The organism is Leptospira interrogans (assembly GCF_900156205.1).
In the GTDB taxonomy this organism is placed as follows: Bacteria; Spirochaetota; Leptospiria; order Leptospirales; family Leptospiraceae; genus Leptospira; species Leptospira interrogans.
Map to the genome: position 1 here is coordinate 304540 of NZ_FTNA01000001.1, position 16027 is coordinate 320566.

A 16027-nucleotide genomic window follows, 5' to 3' on the forward strand; every position below is an offset into this window, starting at 1 on the left:
CGATAGATTCGGTTTTAGAACTCATCCTGTTGTTCTCTTATCTTTTTTAATTCTAAAAAAAATTCTTCTTCGGTTAATTTATATTCCACTTGAATATCATTAAAATCGTCAAGATTGGATTCTGTATAATTTGAAATTTCTATAAATCCATTCGCTCTTCTGTAAAATATCCAAGGATGTCCGATCCACAATTGTTTCCAAATGTTGTTTTGTGATTCTAAAATTTTCTCCCATTCTCTAAGATTCCCAATATCTCCACAACACATAGGAGTTATGATAATTGAATTTTCACTTTTTATAACAATTCCTCCGTCCAAACTTCCAACTTGATCTTCACATTCGTCAAATTTAACTTCTTCTAGTTCCGTTTTTAAAATGGTTTCTAATTCTAAGTCGTCGATTGTTCTTATATCCACTAAATAAGAACCTTGATAAATCGACTTTAAATTTCCTAAATTCCGATCGGAGATACACTGAAGCCAAAATTCATTCCATTCTTCCGGATTTTCAATTTTAGTTGTATCCGGTATATCATACTCTTTTTCAGAATAGTCATAGGGATTAACTTCAATCGTATTCAAAAATTGTAACATTTTTAGCCCTGGCGTATTATTGTTTCGGTTTCTTCCGCAAAACGAAGATCCAAATCGGTGATTGTATTTTTAGAATGTGTAAAAATTTCCACAGTGACTTTTCGATAACTTAGAAAAAGATCCGGATGATGGTCCAATCTTTCAGCAATATGTGCAAGCGAATTTACAAACTCCAACCCGCTCAAATAAGTTGGAAAGAGAAAAGTTTTAGATAATAACGGTATTTCTGTTCGAAATTTGATTTCCCAGCCTTTTTGTTTGAAAAGCTCTAAGTCTGCGTTATTTAAATCACTCATAAAAGATCTCCCGCAAAGTGTTGTCGTTTTATTTTCGACTAGGATGCAATCTATAAATAAAATCCGAGAGGGATCGTAATTCAATAACAATGGAATCAATCGGCGTAAAATCGGCAAAATTTTAAAACAAAAATTGCGTCCATTACCATTAAAGACGAAAATTTTTTCTTAGATAAAATTGCCTTACTCAGTTTTACCTTAAGATTTATCTTAACTTCCTTCAAAAATCAAGCTATGATAATTGCGACGCGTCGCTCCATTCTTATCAAAACAAGAAACCGCTTATAACAAAGACAAGCGGATTTCGCGTAATAAAATATGTCGGTTTATATTTTTTTATAGATAATCAAATCAGACGGGAGAGGAATCGTATATACATGAAATCATATCCAAAACCGTCGATCCGACCAAATATCACGAAACGACTTATGGAGGTTTGCCTTTAAGCGCAGAAGCGATTGCGGACGCGACGTTCGAGGAATATTATGCGCTTTATCGATTGGAATACCCAAAGGTCTCTCGTTGGCGCGCGGCGATGTCGGCGCCTCGAGATGATTTTCGGTCTCTTACCAGCCAATTCAAACCCGATATGAAATCACCTCTTCAAATGCTGGATTGGCCGCAATTCAAGACGCGCCGATCCGAGAATTATATGTTTCTAATATACATATCGACGAAAAATTCGGCGAATTACTTTCTGCGCGCGCGAATACTCTAGAATCGCTTACGATTTTGAACGCGCGACCATTCGGTCCGGATTTCCTAAAACCGCTTCGGTCTCTAAAACGTTTCACTATTCCAGGTGATCTGGAATATCGGGATGTTTGGATCCGATTTGCGGTTGAGAATCCTTTCATAGGATGCAGATTCATTCGACGGGAATCCGTTTCGTCGAAAACGAAACACGTCAAACTGGAAGAGATCTATCGTGGAATCGACATACTACAAATTACAACTTTAGAAAAAACATACTTTCAAATCGCGTCTAACGTATCCGACGAAATTTTGGATCAAGAAAGCTTGGATAACGAGATAATAGAGGACAAACTCAAACTGGCGGCCCGCAGAAATCGAAAAAGAATTCGATGGTCCAGCGAACTTGACGCGTTAGTAGCACAAACGGAAGATCTGAATACTTGCCGTTGGATCATTGATCAGGTATTTCTTATGAAGGATTCGATTCTTTGATCCACAAGTTCGTCATTTAAAATACTTTTAGAATTCGGAAAGTTCATTCAGCATAACGCGAAAGGGATCGATGAATGAACTCAGCACAACGCTTCCTATGAGGCGCGTTGTAAGGTTAAGTTATTGGTATTTTATAAAAATTTAATCTGGTTTTGGAATTTCACAATAACTTGACCAGAGCGGAGAGCCCGGTCCGGCTGCCTATGGCTGCCGGATTCGCCCGATTTTGTTACGTTGAACTCACGTTATTTTAATATACCAATCTAACAATAATTCCCCGACGGCTATTGCCGAAATTGCCGTGGTGTTTTCCGCAGACTGAATTTCATTTTTGCCCGAACTGCAGGAACAAAACACCAGGAGTGAAAGGCAAATGATCGGAAGTATAAATTTCATTGAGAGTTCAGTCGCCAGGTTTTGGTTTCAGTCGGTTAGCAGCAAGGGCGACCGCCAAAGGTATATTTACCGCAACATTCCATAGATAAAAACCAAGGTATATTTTGGCGGGATACGCATAACTGTCTAACGAAAGTAACGACGTCAGTATGCTCAGGTAAAAGCTGGCGCGATACTTTTCCTTGAAGAAAAGAATGTTGCCAACGGCCCAGGTGATATTAGCGCACCACGCAGGATGAAAAAAGATCATAGCATTCCATCCCCAGGCGAGTACTAAATAACCAGGCATTATCTCGCGATGGGTACCGAAATTAAGTTCTTCAAGCGAAGGAGTAAACAAGGACACGACAAAAAGTATGATGCTGACGATTAAAACTCCTTTTTGTGCTTTCCGACTCATTCGTTGCTTTCCATTCTGAAGCATTAAAATAAAACATCGATCTTTAAGATCCATTTCACTCTAAAATCAAAATGATAAATTTGTTTCAATCAGCAAAGATTTCGTCTAACTTAAAAAACTTTTTTGAGAGTTTGTTTGATTTTTTCAGCGTCGTCTATAGCACCATTAGAAAGAGAACCGGCTCTTGCCATCAGATTGACCGCTCCATCCATTCTAGCTTTTAATTCTTCTATTTTTTGGAGTTGTTCGTTTAAAAATACGATTTTAGAATCTAACTCCATTTCTCTTCTTTCCAATAAGAGTTTAAAATTATCTAATTCTTGAATTTTCTTTCTGGTTTTTTTAGCCTCGCTGTCCACGTCTTTTCTATAATACTTTTCCAGTTCTTTTTCGGCTTGTAGATGACGATCTCTCTCTGCCTTAAATTCTTTTTTCATTAACTTCAACGCTTGTCTGTAGGCTTTATTGAAGATTCTTTGTTTTTGACGTCTTCTCAGACGAATCAATTTCATAATCCAATTCATACGCTTGTCCCGATTTTAGGATGATTTTTTGCAAAAAATTTTTCACCTTGAAACGTTTCCATCTGATAGAAACTCTTTTAGGATTCAATCATTAGAGACATTTCGTTTTTTCTTAGATGAATTTTTCCATCCTTTTTATTAGACCTCAAAATTCGAGAGAAAAACCTACCTCCAAAACGACGAAAGTAGTTGATTCCTCAACGGAAAACTTAGAAAAAGAATCGGGAGGAATCAAACAATGGCATCCAAAACGGAAGATTTTAACGAGGAAGTAGAGTCTTTAAAAGACAAAGCAAAAAAAATCACCGGAAAAGCCCGCGAAGAATATTTGGAACACGTATCTGATTTTAAAGAAAAAATCAAACAAATCTCCGGTGACACTTCCGAAAGGGCTAAACAAATCATTGACGAGACCGGAGCTTATATCAAAGAAAATCCACAAAAAGCGGCGTTGATCGGACTAGGAGTAGGACTTGGTATCGGACTGCTTGTAGGAATGCTCATCCGCAGAAAATAAAATATCGTTTCAACCAATGGCAAAAAAAAGAAAATCAGATTCCACAAAGGAATCGTATAACGACGAATATACGAAAAGAGGAAACGATCTCAAATCGCACTTTCTCGCTTTGGTAGATTCCATTTTGGAATACTTCCAAACCCTTCTTCTCTACGGACAAAAATTCTTAACGAAAAGATTTCAAGCGGGAATTCAAGCTTACATTTTTTTGAAGATCGGATTCCTTTTTCTTGCATTTGGTTCTTTAGGCTTTTTAGGAGCCTTTTTTGTTTTTTTACATAGAATCTCAGGAGGAGATCTTTTACTCTCCAGCTTAGGAGTTGGGGTTGTGAGTTTTTTCCTCTCTCTCTTTTTTCTTTGGCTCGCAGCCTCTTCTTTTAAGATAAAGGATCGGTTATGAAAGAATTTCCGGATCTTAATCCATTTGAAGGAAGCGATCAATTTCTTGGAAAAAGTCCTTCCGATATGAGCTTAGAAGAATTGAAACTCTATCTACATATCCAGAAACTTAGAGTGCGTTTGGAGTTCGAAAAGTTCCAATCTTCAATCAACTATACTGGTATGGTTTTAGATGCACTCGAAAAGTTAGGGATGGGAGAATTTCTTCAATCTTTCTTGAAAGTTTCGGATAACGTAAATTCAACGGAAGAAAATAAATTTCAATAACTTTAATACGATTCCGGATAAGTATTTGAGATTATATAATGAAAATACAAAGTTTGGAAATTCATGACGCCAATTAATTGTATAAGATTCAATCAACTTATTAAATGCTTTATATGAATACTTTAATTGATACTCTTTTGCAACAGTTCATAGAATTATTTTTTTATATCATTTTTGGAGGAATTTCCTTCGCAGTCGTTTTTATAGTAAGTTCCCTTACCATAACAGGATTTGCCTTTCTGTTTCACTGGAGTAGAGTTAATTTAATGTCTAAATTACAAAGTATTTTCCAATTTTTACTTTTGCTTTTCATAATTGGCGCGTTAGGAAATTCCTTGTGGTATATTTTTTTAAGGGAACGATTTTATCATGCTGCCGATGTGCTGACTTATTTTGTTCCTGTTATACCCTTTCATAATCTATATGTCGATTATGAATGCGGAGGTTATTTGTTCGATGGAATCCAAATGTGGCATTTAAGATTGTTATGGATTGCTTGGGCTATTCCTTGTTATGGTATCGCGATATTTCTTTTTTTAATCTATTATAAAAAACGCTTAAAACAAGCATAATATGTTTGCGCCATATTTCTGAAGCAGTTTTCGAAAATTAATTTCCGAGGACGATTATTAAGAAAATTATTGAAAAATAAATTCTCTGTTTGTTTCGGTTTCATTGAAATGGACAATTGAAGTAACGTGAGTTCGGCGTAAGGAAATCTGGGTGAATAAAAACTCAATGTAACGACTCCCTGAATGCCGATCCTTAGAGAGGCATTCGCTGAGTTGCATCGCAACAGCTGCGGGTTTCATAGTTTAAATGGCTCACGACCTAAAACGCGACCCATAGGAAAGCGTTTTACTGAGTTTCAAACACAATCCGTAGAGAGCCATAACCAACCCACAAATTGAATAGGATTTTAGAATCAGAAGGCACATTCAAGTGTTCCGACAAGAATGAGTCTTTTTACTTGCAAAAAGTATGTTTTTCTGATAGAGAAAAATTTTCCGAACCTTACCACCTCCGTCCCCCACCTAAAAATAGGGAAAACTCAATGCTGCTTTTCTACAAATCGCAGCATAATAATCGCTTTCGCATTTGTTATACCAAATTCACGTTAAAGTAGTTTTGTTAATCTTCATTATTGAATTTTCAACAACTCTAATTCATGTAAGTCTCAAATTTGATCATAAAGGTTTAAAGTTAATTCAGCAAACTCTGGTCTTTGTAATTGAAAATTTTGATCGAAGATGTGTTATTGAACATACAATCCTTTCCAGCTGTATAGCGGAATCTAAGTCAAAATTTTTCATTGGCAATATGGTTATGCTTTGCAAGATCCAATACTGTTTTTTCCGATTCCTTGCAAAGGACAATTAAGATTTTTCGATGTAAATTTAAATCATATCCTATAAACTATGGCCAAAAGCATTAGATAATTTTAATTTTCTAAACAAAAGTATTTGAATTTTTTTAAGAATCTATCCCCAAACCTGTCGAGCACCCATAGAAGCTAGACGCTGAGTCTCCACCGCCCTGTAGAAAGATGTTTATTGAGTTTCACAAGGATGTAGAAAGCCCTAGGTGAATTTAAAACAATAAAGTTTATTTGAAACTGCGAAAGACGTGGGAACTACCACACTTTATTAAAAACTTCTAAAGGATTATTTTTATGTCTTTCGAAGTTTTAGGAAAAGCTCTAAATTAAAAAACTTTATGATTTCTGAAAAGATAATTATTAGAAAATTAATAACTAAGAAAATTTTTGATTTGAATTCTTCGAAAGAAGAACTTGACACCAGCTTCATTCCATTTTACGAATATTTCCTTAAAAAGGAAAAATAATTATGCATCCAGAATTACATATCAACTTTTTAGCGGTATTAGTCGCGGTTATTGTCAACTTCATCATAGGATCTCTTTGGTACGGACCGATCTTCGGTAAGGCTTGGAGAAAGGAGATGAATATTCCTTTAGATTTCAAACCCGAACAAAAGGAAGTGTTCAAAGCGATGGGAATTATGGTAATCGGTTCGTTTTTCACCGCCTATGTTTTGTTTTACACTACGAACGTATGGAGGGCCTCTTCTTGGAACGCGGGAGAAGACCAAGCCGCCTGGGTATACGGATTCTATTCCGGAATTTATACTTGGATCGGATTCTATCTTCCCGTTTTTCTCAATATGGTCGCTTTCGAAGGCAGATCCTGGAGATTTTTTTTCATCGGTGCTGGTTACAACTTAATCGCTCTTCAAGCAGTTGCGATGATTCTTTCTTACTGGAGATGATTCCCGTTTTTCCTCGCATTTGTTTCAATTGAATTTTAAATTATTGGAATATATTTTAGAAATAAATGTGAGGGAAAGACAATTAAACGGAACGCATTAATACGAGAACCAGTCACAATCTAAGACTATGTGGATTTTACGATTCGGACAAATGAAAATAATACTACCATGAGCTTGTTTCAAAATTTAGAATATACAACTTACTTTAAAAAAGGCCAATAATTTCAGATTAGATGTAATTTTTGAGGACTTCTGCATTTTTATAAAATCGACGGTTAATTTCTGGTGCCATTTTCATGCGCCTGAGTGGTAATTATCCTGAAATCGGTATAAGTTCTGATAAAAATGTGAATTCAAATACTGAAGCTTTTAAAGATGATTTTAGAAAAACTTAACAAATCAGTTTATCAAGACAAGTAAATGCCCCAAATTTAGTTCATAGAATAGTAAACTAACGTGAGTTAGACGTAAGAAATCTGTTTATCTTACGTCAATTCTTTCGTAAAAAAATAAATGTGGGAACTCTCACAAATCGTGGATTTACCAGTTAAACTTTGAAATTGTATGAACTACTATAAAGTACAAAAAGAACACATCATCCTATCAGATTTTTGTATAAAACCGCTGCTTTATGACCATCACCAAAATTTAAATCCCATTTTAATCTGAGTTCGACGTAAGAAAAATTTTCTAAAAGTATGAGTTCCTAGAATTTTAGAATTTGTTCGTAAAATCATGATTTGTGAGAGTTCCCACATCATTTTTAGAGACAACCTAAGTTTTGTTGGTAGTTTCGCACACTTGAATACGACAGATTCAATTTTTATAAACTGTGGTAGTTCCCACATTGAAAGAATCGATCTGTAAAGTTCAGATCCCAACTTTAATTTGATTTTTATTTAATTACACATTTACAATTTTAAAAGCACATATATACACAACCAACTTATAGGAAATTTTTCCAATTGATCAAACGAACTTTACTGATAACCATTGTAAATGGCTTTAAACTCAGTTATAAATTTAAGAAATCATGAAATGATTTACAATGTGTCCCAAAACATTTCGAGCGAGACACTTTAGTTTCTTTTTACTTTGCCAGAAAGATCAAGCTGGTAACTCAGGCGCCTCGCTTCTATGGGCGCTCGACGGGTTCTGATATAAAAAATGACATTATGTTTTTTTAATATACTCAAAGCGCAGGGATTTTTATGGGACAACGCCTATTTGAATTAAATATTCATTAAATTCTTTATAGTTTTTCAGCTTAAACCGTGGCTCTAATTGATAATTAAGATATGCAAAATTACCTTCACGAGAATCATAAAGCTATCTACCACTATAAACTCTGCGATCGTCGTCTACTGCTTCAATGTCAATCTTGTGTGTCCAATTCTCCCCATAATTTTGAGGAATTCCAGTAACCCTCTCAAGAAACATCAATTGGCTTTTAAATTCTGTAATCTCAGATTCCGTTTTTAAACTTTTACGAAATTCAAATTGATGATTACGAAATATTACTGATTTGATATTAGCATGTTGAAAATCAAAAGGTTTTCGATTTTTACAGACAACAGCTTAAAAATGAAGAAGATAAAATTAAAGGAATTCTTAATTTCAAAGTTTTTCCACTTCCACATTAAAATACGTTTTTACTTCTCGAATCTGAATCCATTACACACAACGAATCGGAAAATCAAACCTTTATATTTGAAGTCAAGTCGACGTTCAACGATTTCTTTAAGAAAATAATGGGAATTACTCTCCGGGATAACTTACGCAAGTATGACATGAGACAACCGTACTTCTTTGCTTGTTCGATTTATCTACAGACAACAACGCTACCCATCTCAATTTGAGGGAGGTAAGAGATTTCCGAAAACTCTCCGGTGAATCCTCCCATATCACTTTTCCATACCTGAAGAAATAGACCAGAAGGTGCGTTTCTTAAATTCTTGAAACTCTCTGATTCAAAAACAATTCGATCCGGCAAAGTAGAACGAGTAACATTTTTCACATAGACCGTTGTTGAATCTATTTTAACCTGCATTTGCAATGTAGAATTTATATTTTCAAGTACAACGATCCGATTTTCTTTACCGATGAGGCCGACGCAGGTTAATAATATTGTATTTTCAGCTCGACTCACGAACGGAGAACCGACTATTAAGATCAGCATCACTAGAAAAAGTTTTTTCAAAAATCGAACTCTACAAAATAAAATTTAGTGTGTAGGATATTGTACTTCATTAGAATTGTTGAAAAATTAATTCTCCATCTGTTTCTATTTTATGGAAACGGGCAATTGAAGCAGTTTTGTTAATCGGAAATAGGGAATTTTTCAAAAACTCTATTACTGATTTGGTATTAGCATATTAAAAATCAAAAGGTTTTCGATTTTTACAGACAACAGCTTAAAAATGAGGAAGATAAAATTAAAGGAATTCTTAATTTCAAAGTTTTTCCACTTCCACATTAAAATACGTTTTTACTTCTCGAATCTGAATCGTTTCCACACGATCTTCGCCCGCGATGATGTCTGACAGAATCACAACTTGATCCCCATCCTCGATCCTTCCCGTTTTCTTCAAAGTTTCGATCGCGAGTCGAATCGTCTTTTCCGGATCTTTGGAAAAATCGATTCTATGCGGAATCACTCCTCGAGTCAACCAGAGCTTTCGCCTAACAGTTGTCATATTCGTAAACGCATAAATCAAAGGATAATGAGGATGAAAACCCGCCACGTTCAACGCGGTGGTCCCTCTTCTTGTAATTACTATAATCGCCGGACACTTTAAAGAATCTGCAAGTTTTGCAGCCGCCCTTGCCATCTGCTCTTTTTTATCCTGTGGAATTTTATCCTTAACGTAATCTACACCGCCAGTCTTTTCTACACGTTGTGCGATCTTATCCATCATTTCCACACAACGAATCGGAAATTTACCGGCCGCGGTTTCTCCAGAAAGCATAATCGCGTCCGCTTCTTCATAAATCGCGTTAGCGACGTCGGTCACCTCCGCCCTCGTAGGCGAAGGATTATGAATCATAGATTCTAAAAGATGGGTTGCTACGATCACCCTTTTTCCTTTGAGAGCACATTCTTTAATGATAGCTCTTTGCAAGATCGGCAATTCTTCAATTGGAACTTCAACCCCCAAATCCCCTCTCGCAACCATCACACCGTCTGCGGCTTCCACGATTTCTTTCATATTACGCACCGCTTCTTGATCTTCTATCTTAGCGATGATCTGCGCGTGTCCATCGTTCTCTTCTATAATTTGTTTTAATTGATTAATGTCTTCCACAGAACGAACAAAAGAAAGTGCAATAAAATCTACATCTTCTTCTAATCCGAATAGAATATCCTTATGATCCTTTGGAGTGATCGAGGGAAGATTAACCCGAATTCCTGGAAGATTAATGTGTTTTCTAGAACCTAGTCTTCCACCGTCTAACACCTTACACTTAAGAGCAGAATCATTGATTTCCTCTACTACAAGATTGATTAAACCGTTATCTACGGTTACTGGATCGCCTACTTTTAAATCTTTAACTATATCCTTATAGTTTACAAATACGGATTGTTCTTCAGATTCTTCCCCCGGAATGATATGAAAGGTAAAGGTCTCACCTACTTTTAAATCCAGATGATCTACTTGAAGATCTCCAGTTCGAATTTCCGGTCCTTGTGTATCGAGTAAAATCGCAATCGGATTTTTCAACACGTCCTTATTGAGGGACTTAATATTACGAATGATACTTCTATGAAAATCGTGGTTTCCGTGAGACATGTTTAATCGTGCCACGTTCATTCCGGCTTCGGCAAGAGCCTGAATCATTTTTTTATCTGAGGTCGCAGGACCAATCGTACAGATGATTTTGGTTTTTCTAAAAACGGAGGATTCGCTCTTCATGAAATACCTTTATTCGGGAAAGCGCAACTTAGGACAATTCAGATTTTAGGTAGGGTTTTACGCAGAAAGGCTTCGAGAGAAATACAAAAGTCAAACAAGTCTTGATCGGGCATACTCGCGTTTTTTTGTTCGTCTATGACCGAAGAAGCTTTTTCCAAAAGCTCCCTTCCTTTTTTCTTTAAATAACGTTTCGTAATCAAAATCGGAAATGTATATTTATCTTCCTGATTTCTTACCATAAAAGAATAAATATCATTTTTCCCGAATTTTTTAAGAAAATTGATCAAACCGTCTTCGTCTATTTCCCCATCCATCTCATACAAAAGAATGTTTCTATCCGGATATTGTTGATTGGACCAATAGTCGTCTAAAATATCTAAAATTCTTTCTAGAAGTTTTGCACCTTGTGGATCTATTTCCTTAGGAGTAGTTTGAGTTTTTTCTTGTTTTAGATTTGCAGCTTGCTGTTTACGAACGTTTTTTTCCGCAAGTTCCTTAGCATCTTTTTCTTTTAGTCTTTTCTCGGCGAGCTTAGTCGCATCTTCTTGAATTTTTTTACTCCTAACTTCCACGATCTTTTTATTCAACTCGATCGTATTATGAGCCTTGATTTGATCGACTTCGGATTTATGAACTGTAACGTTTCCGAAAATATTTCTCCAAAGTCTCGTAAAAAAAGGAAGATATTTAAATAGACTAGAAATTTCTAATTTATCAAAGGATGTCACTAATTCTTTATCTTCGATAAAGTCCCTTATCCTCATTCGATCCAAAATTCGAATTTCGTTATCGTTTCCGGTGGAAGCAAAGGTTTTTCTCGCCGCCTCGATGGCGCCAGAAATAGCAAGTTTATGAAGAACGTAATGATAAAGAGTACTTTTATCCGCAAACTCTGTATGAAGAATCTGATCGTGATTGGCGACTAAAGTTCGAATTTCTTCTTCAATCTGTTGGCCTCGAAAGCGTAAAAAGTTTAAATCCACGAGGCGATTGGCAGACTTAATGTAATCCACGATTTCTACTAACTTAACTTTCTTCTCTTCTTTTTCTTTTTTTTCCTTATCTTCTTCTTCAACATGAAGTAGAACCATCAATTCTTCTACCGCTGTTTTTTGATCCCCATACGCCGGACTTAGATATGGCATGATAGAATTGACAAGAGAACGAGTATTTTCTTTTTCCTCGTCAGATAAAACGCCTATCGCACCAATCTTTTGTAACTCTGGAACGATACGATCCATTAGAAAAACCTTATACGCTTCAATCCTATTTAAAATCTCTGTATGAATATTATAATAAAATACGGAACGATTTCCTGGATTAACCGCTTGCTCGTTCCTAAAAAAGAACAGAACTTTTTGTTCCACCAATTTTTTCAGAACGGGTTTAAGATGTATATTGATCGTGATTTGTTTTAATTCGGGACTGACGTCGAATGGATCTTTAAAAAGATTACCGATTTCCGTCGAAGCGTACGTACTAGAAAGTTTATTTTCCGAAATTGCGGAATGAATCCATTTAATAAATTCATTTTTACCTAAAGAAGTTCTATTTTCACGAATCCAACGCGAAATCGAATTGAATGTAAGTTGATTTACACCGTCTACGTAACGATGGCTTGTAGAAGTATCTGCCAACTGTGGCCTGGCGAATACCGGATTCATTTTGAGACAAGATTCGATCGTACCGTCAGATATATCCCCGTTAGGATTCAAATCCACCATGCAGATTTTTTTAATGATCGGGGGGTTGTATTTTGTACAAAGTTCTTTCAGAAATTGCAACGTCTTGTCTTTCTCAAGACCCAATTCCTTGGATAATTGATCCACATTAGGAAGCACTTTATTTGCTACGAACTTATCTGTCCAATCAGAGATGATAAGTAAGAGCTTATGAATTTTCTTATATTGAAAGTCATTTCTGGCCTCAAGCGACTGAGTCAATTGTAGTGCGGTATTGTAATCCGCCACTTTGAGTTCAGGGGATTGAGGTTCCAGCATGGAATGACATTATTATCCCAAGAATTTTTTTTTGTAAAGAAGTTCTGCATTTAATAATGCAGCACCCGCCGCTCCTCGAATTGTATTATGGCTTAAAACGACATATTTCCAATCTAAAATAGGATCTGGCCTGAGACGACCTATCACCGTAGTCATTCCTTTGCCGGTATCTAAATCTAACCTAGGTTGCGGCCTATCTTCTTCTTCTCTAAAAAGGATAACCGGATTTGGTGCTAAAGGAAGACCTAACGTCTGTGGTTCTCCGGAAAAATCTTTCCAAGAGGAAATAATTTCTTCCCTAGAAGGTTTCTTTTTAAACTTAACGGAAACACAAACCGTATGACCGTCAAAAACGGGAACACGGTTACAATGTGCGGAAATTGAAAAATCGGCGTGTAAAATTTTTCCATTCTCGACTTTACCCAAACATTTAAGAGGTTCTATCTCCGCTTTTTCTTCTTCACCTCCGATATGAGGAATTACGTTTCCTAAAATATCCATCGTTGGAACTCCAGGATAACCAGCGCCGCTGATCGCCTGCATAGAAAAGAGCATAACGGACTCAATTCCAAAACGATCCAAAAGAGGTTTGAGAGAAATTGTAACACCCATGATCGTACAGTTCGAATTGGTAATAATCTTACCTTTCGTTTTTTGAGAAGTCAGAACTTCCAAATGAGAAGAATTCACCTCCGCAGAAAGAATCGGAACCGTCGGATCCATTCTATGATTTTTAGAATTAGAAATGATATGAATACCGGCGTTTGCATAATTTTTTTCCACTTCACCGGCGACATTCGAATCTAAACCAGAAAAGGCTAATACAACGTCTTTCGTTTTAGCAGGATCAGGAGTAGTGATTACTAAATTTTTAGCATAAGCAGGAATATCGGAAGAAATTTTCCACCGGGTTTTCATTACTTCACCGTATGTTTTACCGGCACTATTCTCAGAAGCGCAAAGATGCGTAATTTCGAAAAAAGGATGATGATCCAACAATTGAATGAACCTCTGACCAACGGAACCAGTGGCGCCTAAAACGGCAACTTTGACCCTACTCATAAATAAAATGAAACGCCTCTCAAACTGTAATTCACCAAATACGGCTATAGATCATGGTTTTAAAAGATTCTTACTCTGTCTTTCAGAAATTTTAACAAATTCGTTCGCGTAAATTGGACTCATTTTCATCATACCCGGAAATGTAAAATGATGATAGTCACTAAAATCCTGCATAGACAAAGAATCTTTTAAATCACTAAAGAAAACTAAATCTCCCGAAAGTTCTTTTAAAAATAAAAGATGATCTTTATACCAATTTGACTTTACATACCAATCTAAACTAATCGGATTTTCAGGATTGTTTATGATCCAAAGAGGGACTTTTTTTTCTTTTAAAAAACTAGAAAACTTTCGCAAATATTGAAAGTGTAAAACTGGAACAAATTTTTCTTCCCGAATTCTAAGTTTCGCATCCTTGAGTGCAATCAAGTAACCTATCCCGGGTCTTTGATCAAAATCTTCGAGTAATCTAAAATTAAAATATTTAGAATATTCTAGATCACTCATATATAAATAACGAATATCTTCAAGCCTTTCCTCTCTAGTATATTGCATACCGTTTTTAGGAATCTCGGTTCCAAAGGTTTGTTGAAGCCGAACCCCTAACCGGTCGTAATTCCAGTCCTTGTTTTCTCCTACCGCAAAAAAGGGAATCCAGGAGGAGGAAAGTTCCGCAGTAATTAGCAAACTTGGATCTTCGACCATAAAGGAGTTGTCCAAAAGGATTTTCTTCCAACCGGGTTCTATAAAAGAAAAGGACTGAACTTTATTCTTTTTTTTGAATGTGATTTTGAGAGGACCGGATGCAAGAATTTCAGGTACGATTTGAACTAAAAAACCTTCCGTTTTCATTTTTTCTGTAAGAATAAAAGAGAAATTTTTACCAGTCCAACCCAAAGAAGTTACTCTTTCTGGAATTTGAACTCCATTGTATCCGTGATAACTAATATTTCTACCGTAACGATGATCATAGAGAGAACGAAGATTTTTCCAAAAAATATCTTTGTAACGATAAAAACCAAAAAGAAAAGCAGAAATGTATTCACTGGTTTTTGCAAAACCAAGTTCCGCAAAAAATTCTATCGTAGTTTCTAAAGGAAAGATAAATCTAGATTGAGGAGCTTCAAAAAAATCGAGCGCGTCCAAAAGCAGAATTTTCGAATCAATCGTTTCGTTTTTATACTCTGGATTTAGAGAATATGCACGATGTAACCTCCAATCGATAAAGTTAATCGGAAAAATTACAAAATCTGGTTTTAACTCCACGATTTTCTGACGACAAAGCCAAGCATCCAAAGGAGTCATTCCCGCGTAAGAAAGAAATTCTACTTCCACATTCTTACCGATTCTTTCAAGAATCTCTTTCCCAAAGGCTTCTCGATCAAAAGAATAGTGAGCAATGCTAGAACCTACGATTAGGATTCTATAATTTTTCTTTTGTTTTTCTTGAAGAGAAAAATATTCGTATAAAAAATTATAGAAGTGATTAGAACTCCAAGGAGATTCGTTCGGAACTTTCCAAATCAAAACTCGGAAGAAAGAAAAATCCAAAAGAAATAAAATTAAAATCCCAACGATTAAAATAAATCCATGATTGGTTCGTTTGGAAGTCGTTTTAAAAATCGTATTTTTTATTTGAGCCAAAGTATAATTTCCTTTTTATAAAAAATCCTATAAATCTCTACGTAAAAGTGTTGTTTGGCGACCTTCATCATAAAGTGAAAACGTAATTTCCTGAAATATCGACTCACAAAGAGACATTCTGCTTGGTGAGTTATTACAAATAATAGAATTGTTGAAAAATGAATTTTCCATCTTGTTTCTGTTTCATGAAATGGTCGATTGAAGTAATTCTGCTAATCGCTGCTAAGGAATTTTTCAACAATTTTAGTAGTGTCAAACACAACAGATCGAATGTTCTACTTAGCTTAAATATTCAGTCGTTTTCACATCGGCCCCGAGTCACTTTATAAAATTTTACTATTTGGAACTATATAAAGAGTATCTAACATTTTCATTCAAACAAAGTTTGAGTGAAAAATTCACAGTCCTTAATTTTATAAAGATCAGCAAAACAACAAATTATTAGAATTAAACTTAATGTCCAGGAACTTCTTTTTAGCTTTACCCTTGACTTGAACTGGACTCAAAAAGAGATTCGTTTTACAAATCGAGTATTACTT

At 35.7% G+C, this 16027-nt stretch carries 15 protein-coding genes and 1 pseudogene; 6 read left to right on the forward strand and 10 right to left on the reverse strand.

Annotation, left to right across the window (positions count from 1 at the left end):
- Nucleotides 1-14 precede the first annotated feature (14 nt).
- Nucleotides 15-593 carry a hypothetical protein gene (locus BW942_RS01330; protein ID WP_000938871.1) on the reverse strand — a complete coding sequence of 193 codons (579 nt, stop codon included), beginning with the start codon at nt 591-593 and terminating at the stop codon, nt 15-17.
- Between the two features lie 2 nt (nt 594-595).
- Nucleotides 596-889: a 4a-hydroxytetrahydrobiopterin dehydratase gene (locus BW942_RS01335; RefSeq protein ID WP_001281681.1), complete on the reverse strand. Its 294-nt coding sequence runs from the start codon at nt 887-889 to the stop codon at nt 596-598.
- 615 nt (nt 890-1504) lie between these two features.
- Here BW942_RS01335 and BW942_RS21355 point away from each other — a divergent pair.
- On the forward strand, nt 1505-2077 hold the full coding sequence (locus BW942_RS21355; protein WP_000719028.1) for a hypothetical protein: 573 nt from the start codon (nt 1505-1507) through the stop codon (nt 2075-2077).
- A gap of 403 nt (nt 2078-2480) precedes the next feature.
- Here the strand turns inward: BW942_RS21355 and BW942_RS01350 are convergent, their stop codons facing one another.
- Nucleotides 2481-2927: a hypothetical protein gene (locus tag BW942_RS01350; RefSeq protein ID WP_000364367.1), complete on the reverse strand. Its 447-nt coding sequence runs from the start codon at nt 2925-2927 to the stop codon at nt 2481-2483.
- Between the two features lie 56 nt (nt 2928-2983).
- The gene (locus tag BW942_RS01355; RefSeq protein ID WP_001104042.1) at nt 2984-3397 is read right to left on the reverse strand and encodes a hypothetical protein; all 414 of its coding nucleotides are present in this window, start codon (nt 3395-3397) and stop codon (nt 2984-2986) included.
- Nucleotides 3398-3635: 238 nt separating this feature from the next.
- Here BW942_RS01355 and BW942_RS01360 point away from each other — a divergent pair, with 238 nt between their 5' ends.
- From BW942_RS01360 to BW942_RS01385, 5 genes are all read left to right on the forward strand, one after another.
- Entirely contained in the window at nt 3636-3914 is a 279-nt protein-coding gene (locus BW942_RS01360) for a DUF883 family protein (protein ID WP_000157329.1), read from the forward strand.
- Between the two features lie 16 nt (nt 3915-3930).
- On the forward strand, nt 3931-4314 hold the full coding sequence (locus tag BW942_RS01365) for an LBF_4227 family protein (protein ID WP_001085583.1): 384 nt from the start codon (nt 3931-3933) through the stop codon (nt 4312-4314).
- Complete coding sequence (locus BW942_RS01370) at nt 4311-4580, forward strand: hypothetical protein (RefSeq protein ID WP_000657755.1); 270 nt, start codon at nt 4311-4313, stop codon at nt 4578-4580. The genes BW942_RS01365 and BW942_RS01370 overlap by 4 nt, the downstream gene beginning before the upstream one ends.
- Before the next feature lie 104 nt (nt 4581-4684).
- Nucleotides 4685-5152 carry a cytochrome oxidase gene (locus tag BW942_RS01375; protein ID WP_000966580.1) on the forward strand — a complete coding sequence of 156 codons (468 nt, stop codon included), beginning with the start codon at nt 4685-4687 and terminating at the stop codon, nt 5150-5152.
- A gap of 1275 nt (nt 5153-6427) precedes the next feature.
- Nucleotides 6428-6868: a DUF1761 domain-containing protein gene (locus BW942_RS01385; protein ID WP_000553168.1), complete on the forward strand. Its 441-nt coding sequence runs from the start codon at nt 6428-6430 to the stop codon at nt 6866-6868.
- Nucleotides 6869-8077: 1209 nt separating this feature from the next.
- On the opposite strand, the pseudogene BW942_RS21645 reads toward BW942_RS01385, so the two are convergent.
- From BW942_RS21645 to BW942_RS01415, 6 genes and pseudogenes are all read right to left on the reverse strand, one after another.
- Nucleotides 8078-8489 (reverse strand): annotated as a pseudogene (locus tag BW942_RS21645) (hypothetical protein).
- A gap of 201 nt (nt 8490-8690) precedes the next feature.
- Nucleotides 8691-9047: a hypothetical protein gene (locus BW942_RS01395; protein ID WP_000906216.1), complete on the reverse strand. Its 357-nt coding sequence runs from the start codon at nt 9045-9047 to the stop codon at nt 8691-8693.
- Nucleotides 9048-9321: 274 nt separating this feature from the next.
- On the reverse strand, nt 9322-10782 hold the full coding sequence (pyk, locus tag BW942_RS01400; protein WP_000834388.1) for a pyruvate kinase: 1461 nt from the start codon (nt 10780-10782) through the stop codon (nt 9322-9324).
- 38 nt (nt 10783-10820) lie between these two features.
- A complete protein-coding gene (locus BW942_RS01405; protein WP_000892881.1) occupies nt 10821-12782 on the reverse strand; it encodes a hypothetical protein in 1962 nt (653 codons plus the stop codon).
- 12 nt (nt 12783-12794) lie between these two features.
- The gene (asd, locus tag BW942_RS01410; RefSeq protein WP_000092003.1) at nt 12795-13844 is read right to left on the reverse strand and encodes an aspartate-semialdehyde dehydrogenase; all 1050 of its coding nucleotides are present in this window, start codon (nt 13842-13844) and stop codon (nt 12795-12797) included.
- 51 nt (nt 13845-13895) lie between these two features.
- Nucleotides 13896-15488 (reverse strand): hypothetical protein, encoded by a 1593-nt coding sequence (locus BW942_RS01415; protein ID WP_000057258.1) that lies wholly within the window; start codon nt 15486-15488, stop codon nt 13896-13898.
- Nucleotides 15489-16027: the final 539 nt, after the last annotated feature.